The organism is Streptomyces sp. NRRL F-5122 (assembly GCF_001507435.1).
GTDB classification, from domain to species: domain Bacteria; phylum Actinomycetota; class Actinomycetes; order Streptomycetales; family Streptomycetaceae; genus Streptomyces; species Streptomyces lannensis.
The window spans coordinates 119,473-135,840 of sequence record NZ_LMWH01000015.1 but is presented as its reverse complement, the minus strand read 5'-3'; the positions used below and the strand labels follow the sequence as shown (position 1 = coordinate 135,840).

Genomic DNA, 16,368 nt, shown 5'->3' with positions numbered 1-16,368 from the left:
GGTGGATGGCTCCGGCAGGGAGGGACACGGTGAGCGCATCGTCGATGAGGGCAGTGGGATGGGCACGCTCCCTGCCCCTGAACAGCGAGGTGAAGGTGGCCCGTGACTGGGCCCGCGAACATCTCGAGGCACTGGGCTGGACCGAGTCTGCGGCGCAGACGGTGGACGCCGTTCTGCTGACCGTCTCGGAACTGGTGACCAATGCCCATGTCCACGCCCACAGTTCCGCGCAACTGGTGCTGACCTGGGACACGCGCTGTCTGCACGTGGTGGTCCACGACGCCTCCACCGACCTGCCGGCGCGGCGGGCTCCGAGCACCGAGCGCCTCGGCGGGCGCGGGATGCTGCTCGTGGAGGCGCTGGCCGACGAGTGGTACGCCCGATCCTGCCCCGACGGCAAGATCGTCCACGCGTGCTTCAGACCGCCTGCCGCGGCCACGGGCGCCGACGACTCCTGACCCGCTGTGCCCGGGCGCCGGTCCCGGGACGGGAACCCACCCGCACGGACGGCATCGAGCGGGACGGCAGGCGCCAGGGCCTGCCGTTCGGATCAGGTCGGCCGGGAGTCGTCTCCAGCTGCCGGGCGGCCGCGCAGTCTGCGCAGCATACGGGCGTCCTCGAATCCCACTTCGCGGGCCGCGCTCTCCATGGTGGCGCCGTGGCCCAGGAGATGCTCGGCCCGTTCCAGTCTCAGGGTCTGCTGGTACCGCAGCGGTGTGAGCCCCTGAGTGGCACTGCCGAAGCGCCGGGTGAGGGTGCGAGCGCTGACACCCGCGAAGGACGCGAGAGCCGCCAACGGCAGCGGTACGGTGAAGCGCTCGTCGATCAGGTCCTGCACGCGGTGCACGGCGTCGTCCAGATGGGCGCGGTGCCGCAGCATGGCGCTCGACTGGGGTTCATGGCCGTTGCGCCGGGTGTGCACGACCATCTCCCGGGCCACGCGGGCGGCGAGAGCCGGACCGTGCCGCGCGGCGACCAGGTGCAGGGCGAGGTCGATGCCGCTCGCGATGCCCGCCGAGGTGACCACCCGGTCGTCCGTGGTGAACAGGACGTCCCGGATCACGATCGCCCCGGGATGGCGTGACGCCAGTTCGTCCTGCACGTCGTGATGGGTGGTGCAGCGGCGTCCGTCCAGCAGTCCCGCCCGGCCGAGCGCCTCGGCACCGGCGCACACGCTGGCCACCGTGCCGCCGGCCGCATGGTGGGCACGCAGCCGCCGCAGCACCTCGTCCCCGATCGGCGGGCTGTCGCGCAGTGCGGGCCCGCTCCAGCCCGGCACCACGAGAAGGTCGTCGGCCCGAAGTTCGGGCCACTCGGTCTCCGCGAGCAGCGGCAGCCCCTGAGCACTGGGGACACGCGCGTCCTCCGCCAGGTACGTCAGCTCGTACGGCCGCCCGAACTGCCCGACCGTGCTGAACACCTGGGCGGGTCCGGCCAGGTCGAGCAGGTGCACGCCGGGCACCAGGACGAAGACGACCCGGGTCACGCGCCGGCCGCCTCCGCCTCCAGCTCGGCCACTGTGGCGATGCGGGCGAATCGGTCGCGCAGCACGGCCTCGGTGCGCTCGATGATCGCGGCGGGACCCAGGTCGCCGATCGGGTGGGTGGCGGTGGCGTCGGTGACGAACACCATGCGGTAGCCGAGGTCGCTGCCGACCCGGGTGGTGGTCTCCACGCACTGCTCGGTGCGGATACCGCACACCCGCAGCTCCCGGACACCCGCCTCGGTGAGGAGCTGCTGAAGGTTGGTGGTGGTGAACGCGTTGTGGGACGTCTTGTGGAGGACCGGCTCGCCCGGCAGCGGCCGTTCCAGCTCCTCCAGCAGGCGGACATGGCCCGACTCCGGGTCGAAGGCCCCTGCGGAGCCCGGTTCGGTGTGCAGCACCCAGACGATCAGGTCACCGGCCGCGCGGGCCAGCGCGACCAGCCGGCCGACCTGCTCGGCGATCTTCGGATCCGAGATCCGGCCCCACAGCGGATGGGCACGGAACGACTCCTGGACATCGATGACGATCAGTGCGCGATTCATGGCATCGATTGTGACCGGGCGGAACGCCCCGGGCGCAGGCCCGATCCGGGCCAGCGGTGGAACGATCCGGTCACGCGTGGCCTCCGCGGGCGCGTCCGGCGGGGTGGGAGCGGTGCGGCTGTGACGCGGCCCACGGCCACGGTCTGTGGTTCTGCCCACATTGCCGCCGAATCGGCGGCGGTAGTGACGGCGGTCACCTCACAGCACGGGGGTTTTGTCTACGTTCGCAGTTCAGTGTCCCTCCCCCACGAACTGCAGAGGCCACTTCCACCATGCGCTACCGACTGCTCCCCCAGCGGCACCCGGAGACCGCGGCGAAGCGCCGGGGCAAGCGTGCCGTCGCCTGCGCCGGTGTGCTTCTGGCGTCGGTGACGGCGCTCGTCTCCGCCGGCACGTTCGACCCGTCACCGGCAACCGCGGCGGCTCCGGCGACACGACCGGACGGCCCCTCCGAGGTCCCCGCGTCGGTTCAGCCCAACAGCAGGCCGCACGTCACGGCCGCGGTGCTGAGCATGGACGGTCCGGACCACAGGACGGCCGTCTACGGCGATGACACCCCGTACGACACCGCGAGCATCATCAAGGTCGACATCCTGGCGACGCTGCTGCTCCAGGCGCAGGACGCCGGAAGGATGCTCGACGCCCGCGAGCGCGCTCTCGCCGAGGCGATGATCAAGCACAGCGACAACAACTCGGCCAACGCCCTGTGGCGGGAGATCGGCCTGGCCCCCGGTCTGGAGGCGGCCAACAAGCGACTGGGACTGACCTCGACCAAGGGCGGTGCCGGATTCCTGTGGGGGCTCACGCAGACGACGGCGAGTGACCAGATACGTCTGCTGGGCGCGGTGTTCGGCACCGGCTCGGCGTCGAACACCGGTACCGGCCCGCTGAACGAGGCGTCCCGCGCGTACATCACGTCGCTCATGGCCCACATCGAGAGCGACCAGTCGTGGGGCGTCTCGTCGGCGGCGGGTTCCGGTTGGGCGCTGAAGAACGGCTGGCTGCAGCGCAGCGCGACCGGCCTGTGGGACATCAACAGCATCGGGCAGGTGACCGTGAACGGGCACCGCTACCTGGTCGCGGTCCTCTCGGCCGGCAATGCCTCGATGAACGACGGCATCTCGCTGGTGGAGCGCACCGCGCGGACCGCCGTCGCCTCGGCGGCCGGTCGCTGACACACGTCGTGGCCCGGATGCGGGTCCGGCTCTCACCCACGAGCCCGCACCCGGGCGGTCAGGGGACTGCACTCGGTGGCGCATGGCCCGGCCCGGTGCCGGACAGGACCGGGGCCGCCCGGCACCTCAGCTGTGCAGTGCCCGGCGCAGAGCCGCGTTGGCGTGCGCGACCGCGGACTTGGCGGCCTCACTGTCGGCGAGGCCGTTGAGCATCACGAAGTCGTGGATCATCCGCGGGTAGTGGAGGTAGGTCAGGGGCACTCCGGCGGCACGCAGCTTCTCGGCGTATGCGCGGCCCTCGTCGCTCAGGACGTCGCTGTCCGTGACGACCAGTGCCTTCGGCAGGCCGCGCAGCTCGGCCTCGCCGGCGCGCAGCGGGGAAGCGGTGATCCGGGAGCGGACCGACGTGTCGGGGGCGTACTGGTCCCAGAACCACTTCATGCCCGCGGCCGTGAGCCAGCAGCCGGTGGCGAAGCGCCTGTAGGACTCGGTGGTGAACGACGCGTCGGTGACCGGGTAGAACATCACCTGCTGGGCGATCTTGGGACCGCCGCGTTCCTTGGCCATCAGGGTCACGGCGGCCGTCATGTTGCCGCCGACGCTGTCGCCCGCCACGGCCAGCCGCGAGCCGTCGACGTTGATCTCGGCGCCGTGCTCGGCGACCCACTGGGTGGCGGCGTAGGCCTGCTCGTTGGCGACGGGGTACTTGGCCTCGGGCGACCGTGTGTAGTTGACGAACACCACCGCGGCCCGGGCGCCGTTGGCAATCTGGCGTACGAGCCGGTCGTGGGTGGAGGCGTCCCCGAGGACCCAGCCGCCGCCGTGGAAGTACATCACCACGGGCAGCTTGCCGGTCACACCGTGCGGCCGGACGATGCGGATGGACACCGAGCCGGTGGGGCCGCCGGGAATCGTGCGTGTGGTGATGTCGGCGGGCAACTTGGACACCGGGTACGCGGCCTGGAGGTCCAGGAGCGACTGACGGGCGGCGGCGGGGGTGAGTTCCTGGATCGGCGGCCCGTCCGCCGCGGCGAGTTTGTCGAGGAACGCCTGAGCTGTGGGTTCGAGGGTCACCCGGGGATCGCCGCAGGTCGACTTGGAGGCGGCGGCAGCCGGAGTGGCGAGGGCCGGGGCGGTGGCGGTCAGAGCGGCGGTCGCGATCAGCGCCGTGAATCCGGCCAGGGGCTTGCGCAGCGAACGGGAGCGTCGGGTGGCGCTCATGAACGTCCTCCTTCTGAGGGGAACTTCCTCCAGAAGCGTTCCTGCGCTCCCCCCGACGGGCCTGCCGGGCTGAGCCGAAGGAGTGGCGCCCTTCGCCCGCCCGGGTGGTCTGCGCACCGGTCCGGTTTCGCCCGTGCCGACTTCTGCTAACGGCACGGGCGGCACCCGCCGACCGGTGGCCGCCCCGCGGTACTCGCAGGCCGTCTTTCCCCCCGTCCGGCGGCCGCCACGACATGGCGAGCCTCCGCCCCGGCTCGGGGTCTCGGGGCGGAGACCCGTAACTCCTAATGTTCGGCCCGGACCGCGGAATCGCACGTCAGGCGCGACAACGCGCCGCCCGACGGTGTGTCGAAGGTTTCCGCGCCGACGCCTCCGTCGACCCCCATGTCCCGAGCCGTGGTCGGCGAGTTCCTACAAGGAGGCAGAGACGAGCGCACGGCGGGAAACAGCGTCTGTGCTGGAGTTGTGCGCGGTCTGCGCCGCGGCCTGCCCCGCGACGGAGCGGTACGGGTCGTGTTCCCGACCCCTCCTCCCCGCTCCCCGGCTCTGCCGGGTTCACTGGACTGCGCCCTCGCACGGTGGGCAGAGACACCCGTTTCGGGGTCAACCGCGGGGTGTACCGGCGTCGTCCTTTCGTGGAGGACAGTCCGCCTGCGGCGACGCGATCCCCCTGCCCCGGCCGCCGGTCTCCCGGCTCTCGTCCGGCCGGGAGCGGCTCGGCGCGCGGTGTCGCACGAGACGCGGACCAGGCGCCCGTCCCCGGCAGCACCGGCGGCGGGGCCTGTCCGCGGACCAGGGCTCCAGAGGCCTTGTACCCGCGCGGATCCTGTGGTGATCGACGGGCCGCCTCAGCTCGTCCGGCTCGATCACCCGCCGTCGGTTCGGACCTCCGTGCCGCTCCCGCTCTCCAGGGACACCGTGACCGTGACGCGCACGACGCACGGCTTCCAGGGGGTGGAGCTGAACCCGAAGCGCACCGGGGGCAGGACCGATGCGAGGACACCGAGGTCGCGACCCTCGTACACGGCCGAGGCACTCAGCACGGGCCGCAAGTCCCGTGCCCCGTACCACTCGTACCGTCGTCGGCCCGCTGCGCCGCGGGTGCTCACCTTCAACAGGGCGCGGGCGGGAGGAGCAACCGCCGCGGCCCAGGCGGGGCGCGCGGCGAGGGAGCCCGGAACGGCCCTCAGCAGGAGTCCGACGAGGCCCCTGCGACCGGAGACGAAGTGCAGCCGGAGCGCGGACGCACGGACCGTCCAGGCCCTCCCCACGACCTCCACCCCGACCGGTACCACCCGCACCTCGTCGAAGGCGTAGGTGCCGGCGATGAAGTCGGCCGTCTCCCGGGTGGGGGCGAGCAGAATGCGGTGCCCGTCGGGCCGCTCGACCATCACGTCGCTGAACGGCCCGAACGGCGAACGAGCCCAGTGCCCGACCACCACGCGTACGCCTGAGGACGTACCGATCCCGGTGATCCAGCCGTCGAACCGCAGCCGGGCACGTCCGGCGCCGGTACGGGAGCCGACGCCGAACCCGGCCGGAGACCGGCCGTGAAGTCGCGTGGACACGGCTGCGCGCAGCAGCGGCCCCGGGCCTCGTCCGCCCGGGGCGCCTTTCCTATGCCGCCAGCGCGTGACCGGGGTGCAGGACCACCTTGGTGTAGCCCTCGACCCGCTTGTCGAACTTCTCGTACGCCAATGGCGCCTGGTCCAGCGGCAGTTCGTGGGAGACCACAAAGCTGGGCTTGGCCCGGCCGGCGATGATCAGATCACGGAGCTGCCGGTTGTACCGCTTGACGTTGCACTGACCCGTGCCCATCTTCTGGCCCTTCTCGAACATCTTGCCGATGGAGACCAGCAGCTGGCCGTGCTTGGCGTGTTCGTCGGGGGCGCCGGGATCGGAGGGCACATACAGACCCGGTACCCCGAGCCTGCCGGTCGGCCGTACCGTCTCGACTAGCGCGTTGAGGACTACGGCGGGTTCCTCGTGGCTCGCGTCGTGCGCCTGGGCCTGGTACCCGACCGCGTCCACGCCCTTGTCGGTACCCTCACCGTGTGTCTGCTCCTTGATCTGCTCGGCCGCATCGCCCTTGGTGAAGTCGATGGGGATGGCTCCGATCTCCTTCGCCTTGGCAAGCCGCTCGGGTACCCGGTCCACGCAGAACACCTTGGACGCGCCGCGCAGAAGCGCCGAGTACGCGGCCATCAGGCCCACCGGGCCGGCACCATAGACGGCCACACTCTCGCCCGGGGACACCTGGGCGAGTTCACAGCCGTGGTAGCCGGTCGGGAAGATGTCGGCGAGCAGTACGAAATCGGTCTCGAACTGCTCCCCCGGCGGCAGCTTGAGGCAGTTGAAGTCGGCGAACGGCACCCTCAGCAGCTCGGCCTGGCCGCCCTCGTACGGTCCCATCGCCACATACCCGTACGCTCCGCCCGCGAAGCCGGGATTGACCGTCAGGCAGAAGCCCGTCTCGCCCGCCAGGCAGTTCTTGCAGAATCCACAGGCCACATTGAAGGGCATCACCACACGGTCCCCCTTGGCGAGGGACGTGACACCCGAACCGATCTCCTCGACGATGCCGAGGTTCTCGTGTCCGAAGACGATGCCCGGCTCGGCTGCCGTGCGGCCCTCGTACATGTGCAGATCAGACCCGCAGATGGCGGTCGACGTGACCCGTACGAGGACGTCGTTCGGGTGCTGCATCTGTGGATCGTCTACGTCCCTCACAGCCACACTGAAGGGCTTCTCATAGACGACGGCTTTCACCTGGGTCACCTCCGCGTCGAACGCTGGATGACGGCGGCGACGGCGGGCCACTGACCCCGGAGCACATGCGCGAAAAGGGCCAGGCCTACGACCGTGGCCCCGCGTGCTCTCGCTTCACCGCCGAATACCTCCAGGTAACGCCCGTACGGCTCAGGGTGCAACCGGCTGCGCGGGCCGCTGCGGCCTGCCTCGCGTCGGTCGCGCCTGCCGCGGCGCCGGCCGCGACCGTGGACTCGGCGCCTGGCGGATCAGTGGGCAGCCTTCACGATCTTCATCGTGAAGTGCGAGGTGACGTTCTTGACACGCGGGATCGTCATGACACGCCCGGTGAGGAACGCCTCGTAGGCGAGCAGGTCCGCGACGCCCACGCGAACGAAATAGTCGGGACTGCCGAACAGTCTGCGCAGCTCGAGCACCTCCTCGGCGCCCGCCAGGGTCTGCTCGAACCGCTCCACGGTCTCCACGTCCTGTGCTTCGAGAGTGAGGTCGACGAGAACCTCGAAGGCGCGGCTCACGGCGGACGGGTCGATGACGGCTCGGTAGCCGCGGATGACCCCGTCCGCCTCCAGCCGCTGGACGCGCCGCAGGCAGGGACCGGTGGTGAGCCCCACCCGCTGCGCCAACTCGACGTTGGTCAGACGTCCGTCCCGCTCCAGCTCGGCGATGATTGCCCTGTCAATGGCATCCATGGCAAGAAGATTGCACGAAGGAGGACCGGAGGGGCAATATTCGCCACCAAATGGCGTGCTTTCCACGAGACGATGACTGAGTGCGAGCCGACCTTCCGACCCCGGCGGCGGTGCCCGGGCCCGAGGCTCCGGCCACCGGGTACCGGCGGACGCAGCGGGCGCGCGGCTCCTCTTCGGCAGGCCCTGGAATCCTCTCTCCCCTCGGTGGCCCACTCCCACCTCGTTCCTCGTCCGCGTCAACGGTCGCCGGCCGGCCGGAACCGCTGCCGGTGGCCGTGACGGCCGCCGTCACGCGGATCGCCCCGGTCGCGCCGACGGCCGGGACCGCCGTCCACGTCGTCCTGCGCGACACCCCCTGATCACCTCGAGGAGATGCGTCCATTGACCACCGGCACACACCGACCCGACAGCTACTACGTGCGCACCGACGAGCATCGCTACAAGCCCACCCCGCACGCCGGAGGCGCATGGGACGCCGACGAGCAGCACTTCAGCCCGCTGGGCGGCGTGATCGCCCACGCCATCGACCACCACCTGGCCGGCCGCCCGCGGCCCGGTCTGTCACCGGCCCGGATCAGTTACGACATCCTCGGACGGCTCGCCCTGGACGAATGCGAGATCCGCGTCGAGACCGTCCGGCCCGGCCGCACCATCGAACTCCTCGAGGCCGTGGTGCTCATCGCGGGCCGCCCGGTGGTCCGGGCCCGCGCGTGGCTTCTGGCCACCGTGGACACCAGGGCCGTCAGCGGCGGCTTCGAGGGCAGGCTCGCTCCGCCCGATGCCCTCGCCACCTGGCCGATGACCTCGGTGTGGCCCGGGGGCTACATCGCCTCCCTGGACGTCCGCCCGGTCTCGCCACCGCAGCCGGGCCGGACGACCGCCTGGGTCTCCACGCGCCTGGACCTCGTCGCCGACGAATCCAGCAGCCCGCTCGCGTCCTACCTCGCCCTGGTCGACACCGCCAACGGCATCGCCGCACGACAACCGCCGACGGAGTGGATGTTCCCGAACGTCGATCTGACCGTCCACCTGCACCGCCAACCCGAGGGCGACTGGACGGGTCTGGACACCACCGTCACCTTCGGCCCGACCGGACAGGGTCTCACCAGCACGGTTCTGCACGACATCAGCGGGCCGGTCGGGCATGCCCAGCAGATCCTCACGGTCCGTCCGTTGCCCGGCACCTGACCGACCGCGCGCCGGTGGCGCCCCGACGAGGGGCCTCCGGCCCTCCGCCGCCTGCACGGCCGCGACGACCGACGACGCCCCGCCGAACCCGGTGCGCCGGGCTCGAGGAGCACTCCGCGCCGTCGCACGGTGGTCTGGGCGAGACCGCCGGGCGCGTCGGCGGCTCTCCGGCCCGGCACCCGGCCGCGTTCGAAGCTCCAGGCGTTGACCCCGGTCAATGCGCCTGGCAGGCCGCACTTCGGCGGGCGGCTCGCGCCGGCCGCACATGCCCGTGGCCCGCCCGGGACGTCCGGCTTTCGGCCCGGCAGCGGACGGCCGGCTCTGCGGCGCCGCTCCCGCCCGCGGGCATACGCACCCTCACCGCCCGGCAAGCCCGAGAAATGGGGGCACTTACCGAGCCCGCATGCCCGGTAACAGCGCGGGTAACGGCATGCCGTGCTGCGTCACGAAGTGGTGGGTAAAATGGTCCGTGGACCGCGCGGTAAGTGGATCCGGGTATGGACCGGTGAAGCTTTCGAGGGCGGGAGATGACCGCCGGGTCGTCTCCGGCGAGCCGTCAAGCCCTCGGACCGGACAGCGTCGCCAACGGGACAGCGACCTCCGAGTGCACCGCCGGACAGCAAACGACAAACAACTGAGTCCCGGAGCACCGATTCCGTGGGCAGGTGAGCCGCCAGGACAGAGTCTCCCCAACCGCTTTCAGTGCCGACAACCAACTCCAGATCGCAGTCGGCTGACATTCGCATCGGTTCGTCGAGGCGCCCGTCGAGAGGGACGGTCGCAGTCCGCACGGAGTCGCCGATTTTCATGCGGCGATCCATCCCCACCGACGGGGCGTGCGTGACCGGCTCACCGGACAGCACTGGTGAGCGCACAGGTCGACGGACGCGCCTTCGTCAGATACCCCGAACCGCGTGCCTGGCGTTCCAGCCACGAAAAGTGACTCCTTGTCGAGTCGGCTGAACATCGACCAGGTCGCGTCCATCGATGCGAGTCGGGCCGAGTCCCGCTTCAAGAAACGATCGGGCATCGTGCCGGGGACTTGACGCTCAGCCTCAAAGCTGACCGCGTGGAGCGTTGCTCCACTCGAGTGAACCGCGCCCTTCCCAGTGAAGTAAAGAGCCGAGAAATTCCAGGTTCTTGAGCGGCGTCGTCATGCCATCCCAAGCGAGTCCAAGTGGCAATCTGACAGTGGCCGACTAACACTGAAGCCCGTGGTTTCGGGATCAGACGAGAGCGCACCCTTACGGCTTACCCATTTCCCGGCTCGTTCAGGTCATTTCCGAACGGGAGGGCGCCCGACCAGCCACTGGCCATTGGTTGTCGAAAATACTTCGAGGAGCTCGAATGGTGGAGAAGTCTGCCGAGGTCTTGACAACCGGGTCCGGTGATTCCGTGATCGCCAGGTCCGGGAGTGGCGGCCCGGCGACGACGGACACCGAGACAAAACTCGCCGAAGTACTGGCTGATGTCGCGTGTGTCGAAGAGGTGTCGGCCGACAGCAACTTCTTCGACGACCTCGGTGCCAACTCCTTGGTGATGGCGCAGTTCTGCGCGCGGGTCAGGAAGCGCCCGGACCTGCCGTCCGCCACCATCAAGGACATCTATCGACATCCGACGATCCGAAGCCTGGCGGCTGCCCTCACCCAGAACCAGGCCACGAGCACGCCCACCCACGTCAACGGCACACGGCCTGCATCGCCACCGGAACACGTCACCGCACCGCAGGCGACCCGGGCGAGCAGGCTGGACTACGTGATGTGCGGGACATTCCAGTTGCTGGTGTTCCTGGCATATTCGTTCGTCACCGGAGTCGTCGCGACGACGGGCTACGAGTGGGTCTCCACCGGGTCGGACCTCCTCGACGTCTATCTGCGGTCCATGGCGTTCGGCAGCCTCGGCTTCGTCATCATGTGCGCGTTCCCGATCGTGGCCAAGTGGACCCTCGTCGGCCGCTGGACGCCCCGTGAGTTCCCGGTCTGGAGCCCGGCCTACCTCCGCTTCTGGATCGTCAAGGTACTGCTCCACGCCAACCCGATGATCTTGTTCGTCGGCAATCCGCTCTACGTGCTGTATCTGCGCGCACTCGGCGCGCGGATCGGCAAAGGAGTAACGATCCTCTCCCGTCAGGTGCCGGTCTGCACCGACCTGCTCACCATCGGCGCCGGAACGATCGTCCGCAAGGACTCCTACTTCCTCTGCTACCGGGCACACGCCGGACGCATCCAGACCGGCAAGGTCACCATCGGCCGCGACGCGTTCATCGGCGAGAAGACCGTGCTGGACATCGACACGTCGATGGGCGACGGCACCCAGCTCGGACACACCTCCGCCCTCTACCGCGGTCAGACGATCCCGCAGGGCGAGCGTCACCACGGCTCTCCGGCACAACGCACGGACGTCGACCATGTGCGGGTCGCGCCGGCCCGATGCGGGACCCTGCGCCGGGCATGCTTCGGCCTGAGCACGCTGCTGCAGTTGTTCCTCATCTACATCCCGCTGGCCGTCGGCGGTGTGTACATGCTGTTCATCGAGGTCCCGGCACTGGGTGACCGGCTCGACCCCGACACATCCCACGTCTCGGTGTCGCACTTCCTGATCGACGCGCTGGCGCTGTCCGCCGTGCTGTTCTTCGGCTTCGTCGTCGTGGGTCTCGCCGCTCTCTACACCGTTCCGCGCCTGCTGAATCTGGCCATCAAGCCGGACAAGCCCTATCCGCTCTACGGCTTCCAGTACGCGGCGCACCGGATGATCTCCCAGATGACGAACATCCGGTTCTACGCCTGGCTCTTCGGTGACAGTTCGTTCATCGTCCACTATCTGCGCGGCCTCGGATACAACCTCTCGCGCGTCGAGCAGACCGGGTCGAACTTCGGGACGGAAGTGAAGCACGAGTCCCCGTACCTGGTCTCCGTGGGCCGGGGGACGATGGTGGCAGACGGGCTGTCCATCGTCAACGCCGAATACTCGAGCACGTCCTTCCAGGTGTCCAGGGCGTCGATCGGAGCGCACAACTTCCTCGGCAACAACATCGTGTATCCGGCGGGCGGCAGGACGGGCGAGAACTGCCTGCTGGCCACGAAGGTGATGATTCCCCTCGACGGTCCCGTCCGCGAAGGGGTCGGGCTGCTCGGTTCGCCGTGCTTCGAGATTCCGCGCTCCGTGGAGCGCGACACCCGCTTCGACCATCTGAGGAGCGGAAACGAGCTGCGCCGGCACCTCGGCATGAAGAACCGTTACAACCTGTGCACCATCGCCCTCCATCTGATCCTGCGCTGGCTGCACACCTTCGTACTCACGGCCCTGGGACTCGTCTCCGTCGTCCTGTACGGAGCCGTGGGGCAGGTGGTGATCGCCTGCTATCTGGCACTCACCCTCGGCTTCTCCACCCTCTACTACGTTCTGGTGGAGCGCTGGTTGCTGTTGTTCCGCAGACTGCGCCCTCAGCTGTGCTCGATCTACGACCCCTACTTCTGGTGGCACGAGCGGCTGTGGAAGGTGCCGTCCGAATTCCTCAACCTGTTCAACGGCACCCCCTTCAAGAACGTCATCTGGCGCCTGCTCGGTGTCCGCATCGGCAGCAGGGTCTTCGACGACGGCTGCTATCTGACGGAGCGGTCGCTCGCCGCCATCGGAGACGACTGCACGCTCAACGCCGGCAGCAAGATCCAGTGCCACTCGCAGGAGGACGGCACCTTCAAGTCCGACTACAGCACGCTCGGTGATCACTGCACCCTCGGCGTCGGCGCTCATGTGCACTACGGCGTCACGGTGGGTGACGGAGCCGTGCTGACAACCGACTCCTTCCTCATGAAGGGCGAGGAGGTACCCGCGAGCGCACTGTGGGGCGGTAACCCCGCAGTCGAGATGACCGGGGCCCACGAGGAGCCACTCCTGGGCGTCGAATCGGGGACCTCGACATCCACGACAGCGGCAGCAGCAGTGACGGCCTCGACCGACGGCCAGACGTCGACGGCGAGCTGAGGAAGGTCATCCGATGGGAGCGCACGTGCAGACGGACCGGGAGTTCTGGAGCGGTGTCCTGACCGCAGGCGGTTCCACCGCCGTTCCCCGATGGGTGCGGGAGCCGGTGGCCGGTGTGGCCGAGTACGAGACGACCGTGCCGGACGACCTCTCGGAGAAGGTGCGCGGGCTGGCGAAGGCACTGGACGTGCCGGCCGGCGCGGTACTGCTGGCCGCCCATGCCAAGGTCCTCGCGGTGCTGTCGGGCGAGTCGGAGGTGGTGACCGGCTACGTCACCGGAACGCAGCGCGGACCGCTGCCGTGCCGGCTGACGACGGCGCCCGGATCATGGCGCCTGCTGGTGTCGAGGGCTCATCGTGCGGAGTCCGAGTTGCTGGCGCACCGGGAGTTCCCGGTGGACGGTCTGCGGCGCGAGCTGCGGGTGACCGGGCCGTCGTACGAGGTCGTCTTCGACCCCGCGGGGACCGAGGGCGGACTGGTCGACGACGCGGCACTGAGCGTGGGCTGGCGCGAGGAGAACGGGCGACTCGTGGTGCGGCTGCGGTATCGCACCCAGGTGCTGGACACCGAGTCCGCGGCCCGGATCTGCGGCTACCACGTGACCGCACTGAGCCTGATGACGGCGGACGCGGACGCCGAGCACGCCCGGCAGAGTCTGCTGTCTCCCGAGGAGTTGCAGTACCAGCTCGAAGGACTCGCGGGACCGCGCCGGGAACTGCCGGAAGCGCGTGCACACGAGCTCTTCGAGCAGCGGGTGCGCAAGCATCCGGACGTCGTCGCGGCCGTGCACGGCGATCGCACCTGGACCTACATGGAGCTCAACTGCCGGGCCAACCGCCTTGCGCGGGCCCTACTGGCCCGCGGACTTGACCGCGAAGACGTGGTGGCAGTGGTCACCGAGCGCAACCTCGACTGGCTGGCCTCCGTGCTGGCGGTGCTCAAGGCCGGCGGCGTCTACCTGCCGATCGAGCCCCACTTCCCCGCCGGACGGATCGCGGCGACGCTGTCACGGGCCGGGTGCCGGCTGGTGCTCACCGAGCCCGGCAGCACGGACACCCTGGACCAGGCCCTGACCACCGTGCCGGGTGTCGAGAAGTTGTTGATCGAAGACGCCTGCGCGCAGCAGCACGCCGACAGCGACGTCGAGGTCGAGGTCGACGCCGATCAGCTCGCGTACATCTACTTCACCTCCGGTTCCACGGGCGAGCCGAAGGGGGCGATGTGCGAGCACGCAGGCATGCTCAACCATCTCTTCGCCAAGATCGACGATCTGCGTATCGACGAGGGTCAGTCGGTCGCCCAGACAGCACCGCAGTGTTTCGACATCTCACTGTGGCAACTGCTCGCCGGGCTGTTGGTCGGCGGTCGCACACTGCTGGTCGAGCAGGAGGCGATCCTGGACGTGGAGCGGTTCGTCGACACCCTCGTCCGCGGCCGGGTCGCCGTGGCACAGGTCGTGCCCTCCTATCTCGAGGTGGTGGCGTCGTACCTGGAGCAGCACCCCCGCGACCTGCCGGACCTGAGGTATGTGTCGGTGACGGGTGAGGCGCTGAAACCGGAACTGGTCCAGCGCTGGTTCACGGTCAAGCCCAGGATCAAGCTGGTCAATGCCTACGGCCTGACGGAGACCTCGGACGACACCAACCACGAGATCATGGACCGGATGCCCGAGGGCGACCGGGTGCTGCTGGGGCGCGCCGTCAACAACGTGCGCGTCCACGTCGTCGACGAACACCTGTCACTGGTTCCGCTGGGCGCCCCCGGAGTGATCGCGTTCTCCGGTGTGTGCGTGGGCCGGGGATACGTCAACGATCCCGAGCGGACCCGCGCCGCTTATCTGGAGGATCCGTACCGGCCGGGTGAGCGGCTCTATCTGGGCGGCGACTGGGGGCGCTGGCACCCCGAAGGCAAGCTGGAGTTCCTCGGCCGTCGCGACAACCAGGTCAAGATCCGCGGCTTCCGTATCGAGATCGGCGAGATCGAGAACACCCTGTTGCGAGTTCCCGGGGTGCGTGACGGCGCGGTGGTCGTCGCCGAACGGGCCGACGGCAGCAAGCACCTCATCGCCTACTACACCGGCCGGGACCAGCAAGTGGAGGTGCTCCGCCAGGCCCTCGGCGCCGCGCTGCCCGCCTATATGGTCCCCTTCGCCTTCCACCGGCAGGACACCCTGCCGCTCACCGCCAACGGCAAGATCGACCGCAAGGCCCTGACCGCACTGGCCGAACAGGACGCTCCGGCCCCCGACGGCGACACCGCCGGTGACGCGGACCGCCTTCCGCGCACACCCGGCGAGCGCCGGCTCGCGACCGCCTGGGCGGAGCTGCTGAGCGTTCCCGAACACCACATCGGCCGGCAGGACCACTTCTTCGACTCCGGCGGCACCTCATTGACCGCGGTGAAGCTCACCATCGCCCTGAACCGTGCGGTGTCCCTCAAGGACATCACCCGGCACCCGGTGCTGGCCGACCTCGCCGCACTCCTCGACGGCGCACCCCAGCAGCACACGGGGCTGCTTCAGCCGCTGTCGCAGTCCGAGGGTGTCCCCGACTGCGCTCTGGTGTGCTTCCCCTACGCGGGCGGCAACGCGGTCAACTACCGGCCGATGGCCGGCGCGCTCGCCGCCGGCGGACCCGCGGTGTACGCCATCGACCTACCCGGTCACGATCTGGCCGCCCGGGGCGAGCCGTTCGCGCCGTTGGCACAGGTGGCGGAGCAGACCGTCGCCGAGATCACCGGGCGCGGGCTGACCAGGGTCATGCTGTGGGGCCACTCCTCGGGAGCCGCGGTAGCCGTTGAGACGGCGAGGCGGCTGGAACGGCAAGGAGTCGCGGTCCAGCGAGTGTTCCTCGCGGCTCAGCTGCCGGGCACCGCCGGTGACCGGCGCGCGGCCGTCGACAAGCTGACCGGACTGACCAACGCCGAGATCGCCGCGAAACTCACCGCGGACAGCGGCTACACCGAACTCGGTGAACTGAGCGCGTCGCACGCCGAGCATGTCGGTGCCGCCTACCGCCACGACTGTGCCGCCGCACACCACTACTTCGCCGACGCCCTCGAGGCACCGCCGACGTGGAAGCTGTCCGCGCCGATCACCGTGGTCATCGCCGCGGACGACCCCAACACGACCGGCTTCCGAGACCGATACCGCGACTGGCAACTGCTTGCCGAGCACGTGGACCTGCACGAGCTCGCCGACGGCGGCCACTACTTCCTGCGTACCCGGCCGGTCCAGGCGGCACGGGCCGTCCTGGGCGCGGCCGAACTGCTCGCCTCCCCCTGATCCTTCCTCGAGCCATCACAGAGACGATCGA

Annotated in this window: 11 protein-coding genes; 5 read left to right on the top strand and 6 right to left on the bottom strand. The window is 69.6% G+C overall.

Translation table 11 applies throughout. The features are described 5' to 3' along the window. Positions 1–44 precede the first annotated feature (44 nt). A complete protein-coding gene (locus ADL25_RS04365) occupies positions 45–458 on the top strand; it encodes an ATP-binding protein (protein WP_402524229.1) in 414 nt (137 codons plus the stop codon). A gap of 92 nt (positions 459–550) precedes the next feature. Here the strand turns inward: ADL25_RS04365 and ADL25_RS04360 are convergent, their stop codons facing one another. Together ADL25_RS04360 and ADL25_RS04355 are read right to left on the bottom strand one after the other, a co-directional pair. Continuing rightward, the gene (locus ADL25_RS04360) at positions 551–1,486 is read right to left on the bottom strand and encodes a GlxA family transcriptional regulator (RefSeq protein ID WP_059126258.1); all 936 of its coding nucleotides are present in this window, start codon (positions 1,484–1,486) and stop codon (positions 551–553) included. Next, positions 1,483–2,028 (bottom strand): cysteine hydrolase family protein, encoded by a 546-nt coding sequence (locus ADL25_RS04355; RefSeq protein WP_059126257.1) that lies wholly within the window; start codon positions 2,026–2,028, stop codon positions 1,483–1,485. The genes ADL25_RS04360 and ADL25_RS04355 overlap by 4 nt, the downstream gene beginning before the upstream one ends. Before the next feature lie 272 nt (positions 2,029–2,300). Between ADL25_RS04355 and ADL25_RS04350 the strand changes: the two genes are divergently transcribed. Then, positions 2,301–3,203, top strand: coding sequence for a serine hydrolase (locus tag ADL25_RS04350; protein ID WP_059126256.1), 903 nt, complete (start codon positions 2,301–2,303; stop codon positions 3,201–3,203). 126 nt (positions 3,204–3,329) lie between these two features. Here the strand turns inward: ADL25_RS04350 and ADL25_RS04345 are convergent, their stop codons facing one another. The 4 genes from ADL25_RS04345 to ADL25_RS04330 form a co-directional block, all read right to left on the bottom strand. Further along, positions 3,330–4,424, bottom strand: coding sequence for an alpha/beta hydrolase (locus tag ADL25_RS04345; protein ID WP_107116507.1), 1,095 nt, complete (start codon positions 4,422–4,424; stop codon positions 3,330–3,332). 866 nt (positions 4,425–5,290) lie between these two features. Beyond that, complete coding sequence (locus ADL25_RS04340; protein WP_402523983.1) at positions 5,291–5,992, bottom strand: hypothetical protein; 702 nt, start codon at positions 5,990–5,992, stop codon at positions 5,291–5,293. A 49-nt stretch (positions 5,993–6,041) separates the two neighbouring features. After that, complete coding sequence (locus ADL25_RS04335; RefSeq protein WP_059126332.1) at positions 6,042–7,193, bottom strand: glutathione-independent formaldehyde dehydrogenase; 1,152 nt, start codon at positions 7,191–7,193, stop codon at positions 6,042–6,044. Positions 7,194–7,441: 248 nt separating this feature from the next. Continuing rightward, positions 7,442–7,882, bottom strand: coding sequence for an Lrp/AsnC family transcriptional regulator (locus ADL25_RS04330; RefSeq protein WP_059126255.1), 441 nt, complete (start codon positions 7,880–7,882; stop codon positions 7,442–7,444). A 372-nt stretch (positions 7,883–8,254) separates the two neighbouring features. Here ADL25_RS04330 and ADL25_RS04325 point away from each other — a divergent pair, with 372 nt between their 5' ends. From ADL25_RS04325 to ADL25_RS04315, 3 genes are all read left to right on the top strand, one after another. Further along, positions 8,255–9,070 (top strand): thioesterase family protein, encoded by an 816-nt coding sequence (locus ADL25_RS04325; RefSeq protein ID WP_059126254.1) that lies wholly within the window; start codon positions 8,255–8,257, stop codon positions 9,068–9,070. A 1,347-nt stretch (positions 9,071–10,417) separates the two neighbouring features. Further along, positions 10,418–13,054, top strand: coding sequence for a Pls/PosA family non-ribosomal peptide synthetase (locus tag ADL25_RS04320; RefSeq protein WP_079050159.1), 2,637 nt, complete (start codon positions 10,418–10,420; stop codon positions 13,052–13,054). A gap of 13 nt (positions 13,055–13,067) precedes the next feature. Then, positions 13,068–16,337: a non-ribosomal peptide synthetase gene (locus ADL25_RS04315; RefSeq protein ID WP_059126253.1), complete on the top strand. Its 3,270-nt coding sequence runs from the start codon at positions 13,068–13,070 to the stop codon at positions 16,335–16,337. The last annotated feature ends 31 nt before the right edge of the window (positions 16,338–16,368 follow it).